The sequence below is a fragment of the Gracilimonas mengyeensis genome, assembly GCF_900182705.1.
GTDB classification, from domain to species: Bacteria; Bacteroidota; Rhodothermia; order Balneolales; family Balneolaceae; genus Gracilimonas; species Gracilimonas mengyeensis.
The window spans coordinates 168458-183841 of the sequence record NZ_FXTP01000012.1; the positions used below are offsets into that span (position 1 = coordinate 168458).

Here is a 15384-nt window from a genome sequence, read left to right on the forward strand (position 1 = left end):
TCATCCATAACTGTTGATAATATTCTCAGCCTGCCGGCAATAGCTGCCTCCAAAAAGATTGGCATGCACCAGGATAGGATAGAGATTGCATAAAGTCACCCGGTCATCAAAACCAGAGTCCAGTGGATAGACTTCGTTGTAGCCTTCGTAGAAATTTGCCGAGAATCCTCCAAAAAGACGCGTCATCGCCATTTCCATTTCACGGTGACCATAATAAACTGCTGGATCGTAGATACTGGCATTTCCACTTTTAGTGAACATATAATTGCCACTCCACAAATCCCCGTGAATAAGCGCCGGTTTTTCGGTAGGAAAGATAGAGCCCAACTTAGTATACATTTTCTCCACAGTTCGCAAAATGGATCGGGTAAGTTTACCGGACTCCACTCCCATTTTCACTTGTGGTTCGATGCGTTCAATGGCAAAAAAGTCAGCCCAATTGCTGTGTCGAGTATTGGATTGAGGCAGCTTACCAATAAAATTATCGTGATTCAGGCCAAATTGATCATCTGTATTTTTGTGCATTTTGGCCAACTCCTGTCCAAATTCGTAGGAGGAATTTTGGCGGCCTCCGCCCTCTTCAATCCAATCCAACACCAGAAAATTCTCTGCTGTTAGCTTTACGACCGGTACTTCCAGCTGGGTACCGGCATTTTTGAGTAATTCCAGGCCCTCAGCTTCTGCTTCAAACATTCCGCGCGGGGCGTCACTGTTCCACTTTACAAAAAAGGTGCGGTCATCTTCCAGCTGCACTTTGGCAGCTTCGTTAATATCGCCTCCATAAATTCCTTTTTCTGAACGTATGGCAACATTAAACTCTTTTTGTATGCGGGATTTTATAGATTCAGGTAGCATAGTATATAAACAACTTCTTTTTTAATTCGGACAGTTATCCAATGCAATAACTACCGTAATTTAAGTATATAAAAAAGTGTTAGCTAAGGATTAATTCCAGTTCTGGCAGCTATTTAAAATTTATAATGGTAGCCTGCCCCGACTCCAAACCTCTCCTTATCATGATTCAGAATCAAGACTATATAATGAGGCAAGTCAAGGTTTTGACTGATTTCCTGATCCAAATCCTCACCAAAAAGAATGAGGGGGCGTACGAAGAAGCGGAACAATTAATAGACCGTTCTATTGCGGAAGTTTTTGAGGATACCAATCAGGCGTTTTCGAAGCTATCCTTAAAACAAACAGCAGAAGCGCTTAAGGATGAGGCGCAGGATGGAAAAGTAATTCTGGCGATGGCCAATATACTATTTGAGAAGATTGAACTCGTGCCCGAAGAACAAAAACAGAAAGCTTCCCTACAAACTCTATTACTGTATAAAAAAGCTCTGAGTTATTCGAATACTGCCTTCGCTATTGAGGACATCCACAAAATGAACGGCTTAGAGAAAAAATTTAAAGGGGCTCCTGAACTCGCAGAAATCACAGAGATATTAAAAACGAACGAGTTATAACTTCGCTTGGAAAATATCCTCAGTTCCTGTCTTACTTCTCAACATGCGGCTCCAGCTGCTCCAACAAGGCTTCTGAACTACGCTCCAGCACATCAAACACCCGCTCAAAACCATCAATTCCTCCATAATAGGGATCGGGCACTTCACCGTTGCCGGGCTCGGGATCAAAATCACGCATCATTTTCACTTTATCAGTGAACCGGTCTTTGCGATCCAGCTGCTTGATGTTTGAGAAATTCTCCGAATCCATGGCCAGAATCAGGTCAAACTCTTCAAAATCAGCATACTCAAACTGCCGGGCTTTGGAAGGCAGATGAATTCCTCGTTTGTTCGCTGTAGCCTGACTTTTGCTATTGGCAGATTCCCCCACGTGATAGGCACCGGTACCGGCCGAATCGATATAAAAATAGTCCTGAAGCCCCGCCTCTTTTACTTTATGAATAAAAATACCCTCAGCAGTTGGGCTGCGGCAGATGTTGCCGAGGCATACAAATACCACTTTAAAGGGGTTCTCTTTTGTAATGGGATGGATATAAGATTCTGGCACGATGATATCTTGATTAAAAAGGCGATTAATGTTTTATATAAATGGCTGGAAATATAAAAAGCATTGATCATTTCTTATAAGGGAAGCCGTCTTTTTAGGGTATTCTCATAAAGTCTTTACAAATATTTCGGATGTTTGGAGCCAAAGAGGAATACAGCCCGCACTTAAAACCAACCATCACCCCAAAACTTCCCAAAGCCTTTAAAGCCAAGTGCCAGATTTTTTTGAGCAAAGTGAGTACAGGGTTTTCTCTTATATTTTGTATATTTGAGGCTTAAAACATTTCGCCGAACCAAATTTTTTATGGCTAAAAATTTCGAAGAAATAAAACAACTTAGTTTCCCTAAAACAGAAGTTGAAACGCTTAACTGGTGGAAGGAACACAAGATTTTTGAGAAAAGTCTCAAAACTCGCGAGGATGGCATACCCTTTACCTTTTTTGAGGGGCCACCCACTGCCAACGGTAAGCCGGGCATTCACCATGTAATGGCCCGTACCGTTAAGGACATGTTCTGCCGGTACAAAACACTGAAGGGATTTCGCGTTGAGCGAAAGGCCGGATGGGATACCCACGGACTTCCAGTAGAGATTGAAGTAGAGAAAGAACTTGGGCTGGAAGGCCGCTCTCAGGTTGAGGAATATGGCATTGAAAAGTATAATGCCAAATGCCGTGAAAGCGTACTTCAGTATAAAGGTCTTTGGGATGAATTGACTTCCCGCATGGCGTATTGGGTAGACCAGCAGAATCCATATGTGACCTTTGAAAACGATTATATCGAATCAGTCTGGTGGGCTTTCAATAAACTGTTTGATAAAGGACTGGTGTATAAAGGCTACAAGATTCAGTGGTACTCACCGGGCAGCGGAACGGTTCTTTCTTCGCACGAGGTAAGCCTTGGCTACAAGGAAACCCAGGACCCATCTATCTATTTTAAATTTCCTGTGGATGGAGAAGAGAACACTTATTTCCTGGCCTGGACTACTACTCCATGGACTGTTGTTTCCAACATGGCCGTAGCTGTGAACCCCAATATTGACTACGTAAAGGTTGGGCATTTTGATGAAACTTTCATCATGGCGAAAAGTTGTGTGGAAGAAGTACTGGGCGAAGATTACATCATTCAGGAAGAAATGAAGGGTGAAGAGCTGCTGGGTAAAACCTACCAACCCATTTTTGACTATGCCCTGAAAGAATTTGACAAGTCACAGGCCTGGCGTGTGATTCCTGCCGATTATGTAACTACCGAAGACGGCACCGGCATCGTACACACCGCCCCTGCTTTTGGTGCCGATGACTTTGAGTCGTGCAAGAAAGCCGACATCCCTATGTTCAACCCCATTGACGGGGACGGCCGCTTTACCGACAAAGCGCCGGATTTTGAAGGAGAATGGTTTAAAGAAGCCGACAAAGAAATTTCCCGTGCCATCAAAGAGAAAAACCTCATGTATAAGCATGAGACGATGGTTCACAACTACCCCTTTGACTGGCGCAAAGGCACCCCATTGATGTCGTACCCGGTGGAGTCTTGGTTCATCAAAACCACCGAGGTAAAAGACCGCATGGTGGAGCTGAATAAGCAAATTAACTGGAAACCCGAAAGTACCGGTTCCGGCCGCTTTGGCACCTGGCTGGAAAATAATGTGGACTGGGCAATTTCCCGTCAGCGTTACTGGGGAACTCCGATCCCGATTTGGGTGAGTGATAAAGATCCCGAATATGTAGAGTGTATTGGCAGCGTGGCCGAACTTCGCGAAAAAGCCGGGCTGGATGAAGATGTTGAGCTGGACTTACACCGTCCGCACATTGACGATTTAACCTGGGAAGCTCCTAACGGCGGAACCATGCGCCGTATACCCGACCTGCTGGATGTTTGGTTTGATTCCGGAGCCATGCCGTTCGCACAATGGCATTATCCCTTTGAAAACGACCAGGATTTCCACAGTAACTTCCCTGCCGATTTTATTGCTGAAGGCGTAGATCAAACCCGTGGTTGGTTTTATACCCTGCACGCCTTGGGAACGATGTTGTTCAACCAGGAAGCCTATAAAAATGTAGTATCCAACGGATTGGTACTGGACGAGAACGGCGAGAAAATGAGTAAATCAAAAGGAAACAGTGTAGATCCTTTTGAGGTAATCCAGGAGTTTGGCGCCGACACCGTTCGCTGGTACATGATGAGTAACTCATCCCCGTGGGAAAACCTGAAGTTTAGCAAAGACGGACTGAAGGAAGTACAGCGTAAGTTTTTCAACACCATCGTGAATACCTACTCCTTCTTTGCGATGTACGCCAACATTGACGGGTTCAAGTATTCAGGTACGGCCATACCCATCAGCGACCGCACCGAAATTGATAAATGGATCATTTCTCGTCTGAATACCACAATAAAATTGGTAGAAGAACATTTTGAAGACTACGAACCTACAAAAGCCGCTCGTGAGCTGGAAAATTTTGTAGAGGAATTAAGTAACTGGTATGTTCGACGTAACCGCCGCCGTTTCTGGAAAGAAGGAAATACCCTGGACAAAACGGCTGCTTATCAGACCTTGTATGAGTGTCTTGATAATCTCAGTAAAATGATCAGCCCAATTGCGCCTTTTGTGGGCGAGTGGTTGTATCAGAAGCTGAATGAGGTTACCCAAAATGATGAGGAATCGGTACACCTTTCCTTCTTCCCAACGGTAGAAGAAACCGCCATCAACAAAAGTCTTGAGCACAAGATGGAGATGGCCCGGTTGATTTCTTATGTAGTGTTGCGTATCCGTAACCAGATTGAAATGAATGTACGTCAGCCGCTGGCCCGTATCATTCTGCCTATTAAGGACGAAAGTGAGCGTCAGGCTATTGAGTCGGTCCGTGATATCATCCTTGAAGAGGTGAATGTGAAAGACATCCAGTTTGTAGATGATGATTCCGGTATTGTACATAAATCAGCTAAGCCGAATTACCCGGTACTTGGTAAACGTCTTGGCCCCAAAATGAAGGCCGTTGCCGCTAAGGTAGATGAGCTGACTACCGAAGAAATCACCAATTTTGAGAAAAATGGCTGGATTGACCTGGAAATTGAAGACGAGACCATCCGTATTGACTCGGAAGGCCTTGAAATTGTACGAACCGGTTTAGAAGGCTGGACAGTAGAAACCGAGCGTGGCCTAAGTGTTGCGGTTGATACAGACCTGAGTGAAGAACTTATTCAGGAAGGTATTGCCCGAGAATTTGTGAACCGCGTACAGAATATGAGAAAAGAGGCCAATTTTGATGTGACCGACCGAATTTCTATCGGTTTTACAGGCTCTGATGAAATCAAAGAAGCCGTGGTTTCTATGAACGATTATATCAAGAAAGAAACGCTGGCTGAGGAAATTCAGATTAAAGAACTCGAAGTTTCTGACTTCACTAAAACCTGGGAAATTGGGGAGGATGAATGTACCATCTCCATCCGTAAAAATATCAATTCATAATTAAGCAGTTATGGCTACTCAAGAATCAACTAACGAAGAACGCGTATCTCCTTATAGCGACGAAGAATTAGAGTATTTCCGTGAAATCATCTTAAAAAAGATGGCGGATGCCGAAGATGAGCTGAACGCACTGCAACGCTCGCTGCGTGAAAGTATGGAGAACAACTCCGATGAGTCGGCTTATTCCTATCATATGGCTGATGCTGGAACGGATGCACAGGAACGGGAAAAAACGTACATGCTTTTTAACCGTACCAGAAAATTCATTCAGTACTTAGACGGCGCCCTCAAACGTATTGACAATAAAACCTATGGCGTTTGTAAAGTAACCGGAAAAAAGATTTCCAAAGGACGTCTGGAAGCTGTACCTCACACTCAGCTCAGCATCGAAGCCAAACTAAAACGACGATAACCCCTAAAGTTTGACCTCAAAAAAACTTACAGCCCTTTTTGCGCCTGCCATCTTTGTGCTGATTATTGATCAGCTAACCAAATGGTGGGTACGCACTACCCCCGAACTGCATAATAAAACGCTGATCGAGGGTTGGCTGCAATTTTATTTTACCAAGAATCCCGGGATGGCCCTCGGGATTGACGTACTCTCTACGCCCGTCATAAGTACCATTGCTATTCTGGCTGTGACTGGAATATTAGTGTACGTGATGCGCCACATTTATGCCGCCTCCATTGGCTACCTGGTTTGTATGGGGCTGATTTTAGGCGGTGCATTTGGCAATATCGCTGATCGCATTTTCATGGGGATTATAGGGGGATACGGAGGCGTACTGGATGGACATGTGGTAGATTTTATTTATTTCTCGCTGGAAATAAATGACTGGACGGTTTTCCCCTATATTTTCAACATTGCCGATGTAGCCATCTCTGCATCCATCATTCTGCTGCTTGTTTTCAATAAACGGTTCTTTGTGGCCGGCACCCTTGACGGTACCGAACCTGAAGAAACTTCAGAAACTGACATCCCTGATTCCATTGACCCGGAAACTCCTCCGGCTAAGAACTCCTCTTCTGATCAGCTTTGAGTTGGATGGGAATAAGTAGATAAGGTGATAAGGGATTACTTGCTTCACTGAAAAGAAAAAATCCCCTTTTATTTACCCCTCCCAGTTACTCGTTCCTTACGCTCTGCGTAGGAACGAAATTTGCTTTACTGAGTTCAACATACGAAATCAATTGCTCCGGTCTTCAGGCCGGTGGAAGAGGATTTCTAGTGTAAAGAACCCCGAATTCTTGGTGGCTTTTAAATCCATGTGTGTACCGAGGGGTGGCAGAAGAATCTCTATAAAAGCTATTATAGCCAAAGCTTTGAGAAAGCTTATTATCTCGAGGCTACAACGGGGCAAAACTTTGTTTTTTCTTGTCTGTTATCATCGGCCTGAAGGCTGTAGCAATTAAACAGAAAGGGATACAACTCTAACTCACGTTAACTTACTAAACCTCAGTCTGCTACCGGAATTGATATATGCAGATGATCAGCCGTGCCCACATGACGGAGCGTGCTAAAGCCCATCATATTTAGAGAATGGCGCAGCACGAAATTCCTGAACTCATGCCTCCCTCTGGTTCGTAAATCAATGGCATGGACGTAGCCCGAGGCCTGTGTATAGTGCAATGAGTTTTGGTTTACTGCAAGCCCCATCTGGTTATAGTCTTCAGGAACCCGTTGAATATCTGTAACCACCAGGTCGCCATCAGCCAGTGTGGTGGTGGATATGGCAACCCGAAGTATCGGGTGCATGCTTCTGTACACCTGCCTGACTTCATCGCTTTTGGCATTTACTGACGAGAGGTAGATCACCCCATACGCACAAAAGCCACTTACCATTATGGCACAACTGAGTAAACTTAGCTTAAGCAGTCGGCGTTTGTTATTCACTTTTCTGAACACGATGAATACATAAATCACCAATATCAGCACAGTTGCAAGGATGCCCCCTCCCAGTGATAGCCACCCATTCCATTGATAGGTCAAATTCAGATAGACGGCTGTTCGGATAAGCAGAAAGAAAGGCAGAATAATCAGTCCCCCAACCGAAAGAAGACCTGTAATAATTCTAAGGGCCCATCTTTTCTTCTTTTTGGGACGGGGCGGTTCCAGGGATGCAAAGTCCCCGCCGTTTTTCTGCTGCAGCAGCCAGTCTATATCTTTTTGAGTGATGGATTCCATGGCCTGTTCAACGGAACAGACCACGGCAGGTTACATGCTTCGGTAAGATCTTCTTAATAGATAGGGGAAACTCTGCAATACCACGATGATTACAATTACAATAGGAATGATTTCATACGAATTCTGGTAAATCGCTTCACTGAGCTTCAAAATGTGGTAGCTCAACAAAATCCCTGAGGTAAACAAAGCAAATCCATACATCCATGCAGAGCGAACCCATAATGCAAAGCAACTTATTAACGATGAGATGCCGGCAACCAACGCAGCTGTAATAGAAATGAAGGGAATGGTAGAGTCTTGGTATTCAAATAGGTTTTGAGCTTCTTGCCCGTCTATATAAATCCCAAAAAGGGTTATTACCTGATAAATACCCACGGCCAGAAAGAATAGCTGTAAAAAAAGATGGATCCTGCGATCTTTTATATTCATTAATAAGCGATTTGGAATTCGGCATGCTGTATCATGCTTTATCCCAAATCGCTTGTAATGTTCCCAAATAAATTAGAAAATAATATCAGCTACCCGAAGTTTTTGTTTCCATAAATACGGGATCGTCTTGCCGGAAAACATTTACCGTAAATAAGATGCCCATGGCTCCTACCACAGCATAAAATGCGCCGCCTGCCAGTCCCAGGAATTGTACGATTAACATTCCGGATACAGCTCCAAGAACTCCAAAAAATAAACTGGGTATCATTTCAACGCCGCGATCTTGCGTAATAACACGGCTCAACCAACCAATAAAAAGACCAAGTGTGATATAAGCTAAAAATGTCATGAATGTCATAATGAACTCCTTCTTTTGTTAATATCTATTAAATAAATGTGCCTGAGGCCGATTAAGTTCCGAAAGCTTTCACAACTTTATAGAAATTAGCATAGATTCAGCGCCTGTAACGATTTAAATAAATCCACCATACTCATGAAACATCTTCTACCCATTCTTGCATTCTTTGCTATTCTGATGAGCGCCTGCACCACTGAGGAGCAGGAAACCTTTAACAAAGCCATGGAAATTCACGACCGGGTCATCACCCTGGATACACACGTGGATATCAACGTGAATAATTTCACCTCAGAAACCAACTATACCCAACGGCTTGATACACAGGTTGACCTTCCGAAAATGAAAGAAGGTGGGCTGGATGTAGTTTGGCTGGTAGTGTACACCGGGCAGGACACCCTTTCGGAAGAAGGCTATGCAGCTGCTTATGACAATGCAATCAGCAAGTTTGAGGCTATTCACCGTCTTACCGATGAAATTGCACCCGACCAGATCGAACTGGCCACCACATCTGAGGAAGTACGAGAGATTGTAGCCGAAGGCAAAAAAGTAGCTATGATTGGGGTGGAAAATGCCTATCCCATTGGGGAAGATTTATCCAGAGTTGAAGAGTTTTATAACCGTGGCGCCCGCTACATGTCGCTCTCTCACAACGGGCACAGCCAGTTTAGTGATTCCAACACCGGGGAACGTGATGATGAGTGGATGCATAACGGACTCAGTGAAGCAGGCCGTCAGGTTATTGCCGAGATGAACCGCCTGGGCATGATGATTGATATCTCCCACCCTTCCAAAGAAGCAAATATCGAAACCATGAAGCTCTCCAAAGCGCCGGTGATAGCTTCGCACTCTTCCGCCCGTGCGCTCAATGATGTAAGCCGAAACCTGAGTGATGAAGAGCTTCAGTTACTAAAAGAAAACGGTGGCGTAGTACAAACGGTTGCTTTCCGCAGCTATATCGATTCTGAGAAGCATGCGGCCTGGCAGGAAGCCTCTCGTACCATCCTGGAAGAAGAAGCCTCTAAGCTTGGCATGGAACTCCTGAGCTGGCGGGAAATTCGTGAGTTAAGTGAAGAAGAACGCGAAGAATACATGGATATGTATAAAACGGTACAAGACAACGCAGCACCGCGTATTGAAGAAGAAGTAAATATCGACACGCCTCCTGTTAATGTAGCTGATTTTGTAGATCATGTGGATTATATGGTGGATCTCATCGGGATTGAGCACGTAGGTATCAGCTCCGATTTTGACGGGGGCGGAGGCGTATACAACTGGATGGATGCCTCCGAAACCTTCAACGTTACGCATGAACTGGTTAAACGTGGATACACCGAAGAAGAAATCGCAATGCTGTGGAGCGGCAACCTCTTGCGCATATTGGACGAAGTGGAAGCCGTAGCTGAAGAAATTCAGCAAGGCGAAATTGAATAAGTTGTTTAACCGCAAAGGATGCTAAGAAAGTCGCAATGTTCGCAGAGTATTGACACGTTTTGCGAACTTTGCGACTTAGCGGTTTATTACTCATCGAGATTAACGCTACATGGAATACGTACTAAACGGGATTATTGAAGGAATCATCCGGACTACGGCCTTAGAATGGATTGCTGTCATCACCGGCCTGATGAGCGTATGGTTTTCTATGAAGGAGAATATACTGGTCTACCCCACGGGTATCGTCAGTGTATTGATTTATGTGTACCTCGCCTTTCAGTATAAGCTCTACGCCGATATGGGCGTGAATTTCTATTATTTTGTGATGAGCGTATATGGTTGGTACTACTGGACCCAAACTGATGAAGAAAACCTGAATCAAAAACCGGTAACCACCAACTCCCGACAAGAGAACCTGATCTCTGCGGCCCTGCTATTCGGCTCCTTCGGTATTTTATATTTTGTGCTTTCCAATTTTACCGACAGCGATGTGGCTTTCTGGGATGCCACTACCACCAGCTTTGCCATTGTAGGTATGTGGCTGATGGCCCGTAAAACCCTGGAAAGCTGGGTGGCTTGGATCATCACCGATTTAATTTCCATTCCCCTCTACTTCTACAAAGGCTTGGTTCTCACCAGTTTCCAGTTCTTAGTATTTACTGGATTGGCTTTTGCCGGATACTTTGCATGGAAAAAATCTCTGCAAAATAAAGAAGAGAATACGGCTGCATCTGCTCAGCCTGTCTAAATTGGGCAAACATTGATGTGCGAACATTAAAAATTACAGCTAATCTAAGAATAGGGGGTTTCATTGGGTGATTCGAACTATTTAAACACTTTATGCTGTATGATTTGACAATTTTGTAACAACATACCATAACTATACTCTTGAAAATAGATTTGCAAAGGAGAACAAGCAGAGACGCCAAATGAAATATAGAATCTATTGTGGAATCGTACTAATTATTGGAATAGGAATTGTTTTTGGCAGCTGCAATTCTAACTCTGAAACTGAAGAATCTTTACCTATTCTAAAACAAGGGAGTACACCTCTTCCTCATTTATCAGAACAGGAGTACCAAGCCTTTACAAACTCTATGGACTTTGAAGCTCTAAAACCTATACTTGTACAAGCTCAGGTTGAGGCTGATAGTATTTACGCAGCCGTAATGAGTGTAAGAGATAGCTCTGAATCAAAATATACCTACTATATCAGAGAGCTTACATTTTCTAAAGAAGCTATAGACCGGGCAGACGGAGACATACAACCTTATTTTTTTGAAATCACTCCAACAGGTGAGCCTAATAACATTATCAGGGTTGTTATTGCTTATGTTCCAGCTTCAGACCTTGACTTTAATCAAATGACGAATTGGATAAAGCCTCGTACTCAGCTACAGTATATAAATAAAGAAGAGGTAGATGCCGATTTGTCTGATTGTTTATATGAAATAACCTTGGCAGGAAACTCTATTTATGATCAATTTAGCCTTTGTGATTAATAGAACTGGTATATGCTAACATTATAGGTTAAAGATACTTTGGTTTGGAATACTGCTAAAATGAGCTTTTTACTTATGTAGCAGATCTAGGCACTCCCCCGCCCCCTCAAAAGGAACAAACAGGTAAAATCCTCCGGTGAATATGTGTGCTACTTTGATGAAGTCATTTCAGGAGGTAACACCCATTACGAAATTGCTTTTTGTAGAATTGAAATCTCTATAACGGAAGGTGGCGGCGGCTACGATGAGCCTGTCCCCGGCTATGATGGATGGGATTTTAGTGGATGGCCTGATACTAATACCGGCAGCGGGTGCCCCGATGGATGTGCCCCCAGTGGAGGTGGACCGGTAATTTTTTGTAATGCTCAGGATATTAACAGTTGTGACTTGGAAGAAGCCAGGGAAATTATTATCGAATCATCATTCGAACAAAACCCCTGCTTAAGTTCAGTTTATGATAAAGCAGGTAAATCATCTGCATACCAAGATATTCTTGAAAATTTTGATGGTGAGTTTTCCGTTGCACATTTAGTTTTATCTGGACAGAGTAATTTACCAGATACAGTAAATGCTCGCACTTATCCCCCACAAAACTACCTAATTAATATAAGTTTTAACACAAATAACCTGTACAGACCATCGCTTGATGTAGCAAGAACATTAATTCATGAGATGATTCATGCAGAGATGTATAGGAAGTTACTATCTATTGCTCAGAAACCTAATCTTAGATACACAGAATATACTCCTGAAGAATGGTTAGCGTTTGCACATGGTTTACGAAATAATTTTGAAGGGCTGTACCATTATTATTATAAATTTAGATGGGGCATTCCTGAAGGTGAGGAACCAACAAGTGCACAACATGAAGCAATGGCTGATCATTATCGTAATCAAATCATAAATGCCCTTACTGATTTCGATAACACCAAATCACAAAGCACTTATGAACATCTATCTTGGATTGGATTAACAAACACTACGGCATGGAAAAACCTATCCTCAACTGAACAAGATTCTATCAAATTTAGGGTAAATAAATTTCAACTCAATGAACCATCATGTCAGTAATTATGAATAAAATACCAATGTTCATGCTGTTTCTTTTGGTTTATACTTGTTCTTATGGACAATCAGGAACAGAGAAAGAAATCATCTATATCTCTTATGGTATTAATGAACATGAGAAAAAAGAAAAGCTAGAAACTAAGAATACTATCAGATTTATTATCCAGTCAGAAAGTTTCTTACACAAAAGGGAAGAGCATGCTACCACTCAAATAACCTATTCTAATATTAAGGACAGCCTTATAAGCACTGATAAAGCTAGAGAAAAAGCCTTTTCTTATCTCGCAAGGTTTGCCAAAAAGTGGCAGGAAAAGGCTGCCACAGAAGAAGAGAAAGAAATTTTGGGCTATATCAGAAACCCTCCCGTACTCTACTATAATGATTACTTTGAAACCATATATGTATTTGAGAAAACCAATGAAAAGGAGGGCATTTTGTACGAGGTGATATGGGAATCATTTATTGAGTAATGCTCTGTTTTTCTACTTTTACATTGATCAATAAATGAAGGGTATTGTGAAGTATAGCTTGGTTTGGCTTGCGTTGAGAGGGTGGTATTAACGGAGTTACAGGTCTCACAGAAAACTCTAATAACGCACAGGAAATTTTAGACTTAGAACAGAAATTAGAATTGATAGATTTAAATGAAACGTTTAAGACAAACAATCCAAATTGCCAATAATTAAAAGTGGTCTCTTAAAATCAATTTTATTGATGCTACTTACATTATTGGTAAATTCATCAACTGTAAATGCACAAAGCAATAATGAACATGAAGTATTCAATTTCCTGGTGATTCACCAAACTCCAGAAACTCATGCTATTTATCATGAAACCTATTCTAAAGAAAAAATCATGAGTTATTTAGAGACGGACTTCACCTTAGATCAGGTAACTTTTGTTCTTGAGCCTTCTGAAAAGTTAGAACGTAACTTTAGCAGTTCTACATTTAAACATATATTAAGTGGATTAGATGCTTACAAAACTATGACGGTATCTGATTCAACAGCATTTAATAATAGCATTGTAACGGAATCTGAAATACCTGATTTTATTAAAAACGGTGAGCCCCCTCCTTTCGAAAGAGATTCAAGTTTCACAAATGTGCAGTTTTTCTCTACTCCTCTAATCAATGAGGGAAAAGCTATTACGTTATCACATTCCTATTCTGATGAAATTCCCGGTGTTATCATCCATTTTATGGTAAAAACCAATAACGAATGGGAATATTTAGGAGAGGGAATAATATTGGAAAAGAGTTTGAGAAAGTAAGGCCAATTTAGCCGTCAGTCTTCATTAAGTTTTCCCCAGTGGCAACAACGGGGATAACTTTTCAAAGTATTCTTTATTACCTCCATAGTTCACATCCATCATGTGTAAATTTGCCAGACCCTTATTGAGCTTGGTCATAGCAGGACTTTTAGTTGGTACTATATACGCCCAAGATCTTCCACGGCTTTGTATATATTTTGGAGAGAGTACAAAATATATTACCGTTGATATGCGAAAAGATTCTGCGGCTACCAGTTTTTCTATTGTACGGCAGGACTATGAGTCCGATGAGAAAAAAGAGGAAATAAGATCCCGAAAAGACAATGAGGCTGAACCCCCTATACCTCTTACCAATAATTTTTTCTCCACTAAAAAACCCCTAAAAGTCAGCACTGTTGAAAAGATTTCTGATTGTGTTAAACTTGTAACGGTAGCAGAATTCCGAAAAACAGATTTTAAGATGCCTGAAAGAGCGCGTAGCACTTTATTTATTTTTACCAAAAAATTGGAAGATGGCATGTTCTTAAAGTGGGATGCATTATTAATGGTTACAGAATAATGCAGGTTTTTTTGATTCAGAAAAAAGTATTCCTATCTCGTTAAACACTACTAAAATTAATTTAACAAAATCCTTGAGCCTGACCCGCTTTATGGGTTTTATTAAATGATGAAAACAACGATGCTAAATACATTCCATTTTTTTCTGTATCAGGGATAACCGGGAAAGTTCCTGGGAGTTTTATGCAGGTGGAGCTGTGCATGAAATGAGTATCTATCGACAATAAACTTCCGTTTCATATTATTCATCTATTTAAGATACAGGTGTCCAATGCAAGTTCTATCTGACATTGTTTTGCTTATCCTACTGGTTGGCTTCATAACACACTGCAGCAAACCTGAAACACTCGATCCAAGTAATCATCAAACGGAAATACTTAGGTTATATGCATCAGAGTATCTGAAAAAAGACTCTCAGCATCTTTACTATAAAACGGAAGAAAAAGAACAATTACTTCAGATACTCGAAGTTCCGCTCCAACCTGAGGATTTCAAGTTAGCTCCTATAACCATGGCTCCAAGAGACACGCAAGATCATCTTGACACCTTATTTACTCAGGATGAGTTGGCAAACTGGAGTAACCAGTTAAAGGCATATCAGCAAGACCAATGGGACGAACAGAACTTACCCACTGAAGTGAAGATGATACATAAAGACGAAATTCCCGCTTACTTACAGAGAACTGATATCCCGCCACCCGGACAAGATCCGGTCTTTATCCACTATATCACTCCCCCATTTATACATGAAAACCAAAGTGCATTGATGTATTCAAGAAGATGGAGCAGTGGCGCAAATGTACAAACCCGCTTTCACTATTTTATTCAAGATGAGGATGGTTGGAAATTGGAATATGAGGGTGCTCTGAGTGTGGGATACTGATTAGATAATGATTGTTGTACTACATACGACGACTCCAGTTTGTCTGATGAATTGAAAGAGTTATAGTTGATAGGCATATAAATCGTCAGGTACTGTGTTAAAAATCAAGAGAAACTTCTATTTTATGTCTTCAAAGAACATCATGATGCCTTTGCATGTGATGTATCTACAGTAGCCTTGCCTTTGGCAGGGCTACTTTTTTTATGGGTGGCTTGGTGGGCTT

Annotated in this window: 17 protein-coding genes; 12 read left to right on the plus strand and 5 right to left on the minus strand. The window is 42.0% G+C overall.

The window, feature by feature from the left end:
• Complete coding sequence (locus FN815_RS14090; RefSeq protein WP_142455289.1) at positions 1–855, minus strand: fructosamine kinase family protein; 855 nt, start codon at positions 853–855, stop codon at positions 1–3.
• A 185-nt stretch (positions 856–1040) separates the two neighbouring features.
• Between FN815_RS14090 and FN815_RS14095 the strand changes: the two genes are divergently transcribed.
• Positions 1041–1466 carry a hypothetical protein gene (locus tag FN815_RS14095; RefSeq protein WP_142455290.1) on the plus strand — a complete coding sequence of 142 codons (426 nt, stop codon included), beginning with the start codon at positions 1041–1043 and terminating at the stop codon, positions 1464–1466.
• Between the two features lie 31 nt (positions 1467–1497).
• On the opposite strand, the gene FN815_RS14100 is transcribed toward FN815_RS14095, so the two are convergent.
• The gene (locus FN815_RS14100; RefSeq protein ID WP_142455291.1) at positions 1498–2013 is read right to left on the minus strand and encodes a low molecular weight protein-tyrosine-phosphatase; all 516 of its coding nucleotides are present in this window, start codon (positions 2011–2013) and stop codon (positions 1498–1500) included.
• A 303-nt stretch (positions 2014–2316) separates the two neighbouring features.
• Between FN815_RS14100 and ileS the strand changes: the two genes are divergently transcribed.
• From ileS to FN815_RS14115, 3 genes are read left to right on the plus strand one after another with little or no spacing between them, the layout of a single operon-like run.
• Positions 2317–5475 (plus strand): isoleucine--tRNA ligase, encoded by a 3159-nt coding sequence (ileS, locus tag FN815_RS14105; protein WP_142455292.1) that lies wholly within the window; start codon positions 2317–2319, stop codon positions 5473–5475.
• 10 nt (positions 5476–5485) lie between these two features.
• Complete coding sequence (locus FN815_RS14110; protein WP_142455293.1) at positions 5486–5887, plus strand: TraR/DksA family transcriptional regulator; 402 nt, start codon at positions 5486–5488, stop codon at positions 5885–5887.
• A 10-nt stretch (positions 5888–5897) separates the two neighbouring features.
• Entirely contained in the window at positions 5898–6515 is a 618-nt protein-coding gene (locus FN815_RS14115) for a signal peptidase II (protein ID WP_142455294.1), read from the plus strand.
• Positions 6516–6931: 416 nt separating this feature from the next.
• Here the strand turns inward: FN815_RS14115 and FN815_RS14120 are convergent, their stop codons facing one another.
• The 3 genes from FN815_RS14120 to FN815_RS14130 form a co-directional block, all read right to left on the minus strand.
• Positions 6932–7684, minus strand: coding sequence for a hypothetical protein (locus FN815_RS14120; protein ID WP_246075300.1), 753 nt, complete (start codon positions 7682–7684; stop codon positions 6932–6934).
• Between the two features lie 6 nt (positions 7685–7690).
• Positions 7691–8089 carry a hypothetical protein gene (locus FN815_RS14125; protein WP_142455295.1) on the minus strand — a complete coding sequence of 133 codons (399 nt, stop codon included), beginning with the start codon at positions 8087–8089 and terminating at the stop codon, positions 7691–7693.
• A gap of 85 nt (positions 8090–8174) precedes the next feature.
• Positions 8175–8447 (minus strand): hypothetical protein, encoded by a 273-nt coding sequence (locus tag FN815_RS14130; protein ID WP_142455296.1) that lies wholly within the window; start codon positions 8445–8447, stop codon positions 8175–8177.
• A gap of 135 nt (positions 8448–8582) precedes the next feature.
• On the opposite strand from FN815_RS14130, the gene FN815_RS14135 reads away from it, so the two are divergent.
• The 8 genes from FN815_RS14135 to FN815_RS14170 all read left to right on the plus strand — a co-directional run bounded on the left by FN815_RS14135 (position 8583) and on the right by FN815_RS14170 (position 15161).
• A complete protein-coding gene (locus FN815_RS14135; protein WP_142455297.1) occupies positions 8583–9878 on the plus strand; it encodes a dipeptidase in 1296 nt (431 codons plus the stop codon).
• A gap of 109 nt (positions 9879–9987) precedes the next feature.
• Positions 9988–10626: a nicotinamide riboside transporter PnuC gene (pnuC, locus tag FN815_RS14140; RefSeq protein ID WP_142455298.1), complete on the plus strand. Its 639-nt coding sequence runs from the start codon at positions 9988–9990 to the stop codon at positions 10624–10626.
• Positions 10627–10807: 181 nt separating this feature from the next.
• Positions 10808–11380, plus strand: a complete 573-nt coding sequence (locus FN815_RS14145; RefSeq protein ID WP_142455299.1) for a hypothetical protein — start codon at positions 10808–10810, stop codon at positions 11378–11380.
• Positions 11381–11524: 144 nt separating this feature from the next.
• The gene (locus FN815_RS14150; protein ID WP_142455300.1) at positions 11525–12451 is read left to right on the plus strand and encodes a hypothetical protein; all 927 of its coding nucleotides are present in this window, start codon (positions 11525–11527) and stop codon (positions 12449–12451) included.
• Positions 12452–12453: 2 nt separating this feature from the next.
• Positions 12454–12918, plus strand: coding sequence for a hypothetical protein (locus FN815_RS14155; protein ID WP_142455301.1), 465 nt, complete (start codon positions 12454–12456; stop codon positions 12916–12918).
• Between the two features lie 244 nt (positions 12919–13162).
• Positions 13163–13720 carry a hypothetical protein gene (locus FN815_RS14160; protein WP_142455302.1) on the plus strand — a complete coding sequence of 186 codons (558 nt, stop codon included), beginning with the start codon at positions 13163–13165 and terminating at the stop codon, positions 13718–13720.
• Between the two features lie 100 nt (positions 13721–13820).
• Positions 13821–14279, plus strand: a complete 459-nt coding sequence (locus FN815_RS14165; RefSeq protein WP_142455303.1) for a hypothetical protein — start codon at positions 13821–13823, stop codon at positions 14277–14279.
• Positions 14280–14549: 270 nt separating this feature from the next.
• Positions 14550–15161 (plus strand): hypothetical protein, encoded by a 612-nt coding sequence (locus tag FN815_RS14170; protein WP_142455304.1) that lies wholly within the window; start codon positions 14550–14552, stop codon positions 15159–15161.
• The last annotated feature ends 223 nt before the right edge of the window (positions 15162–15384 follow it).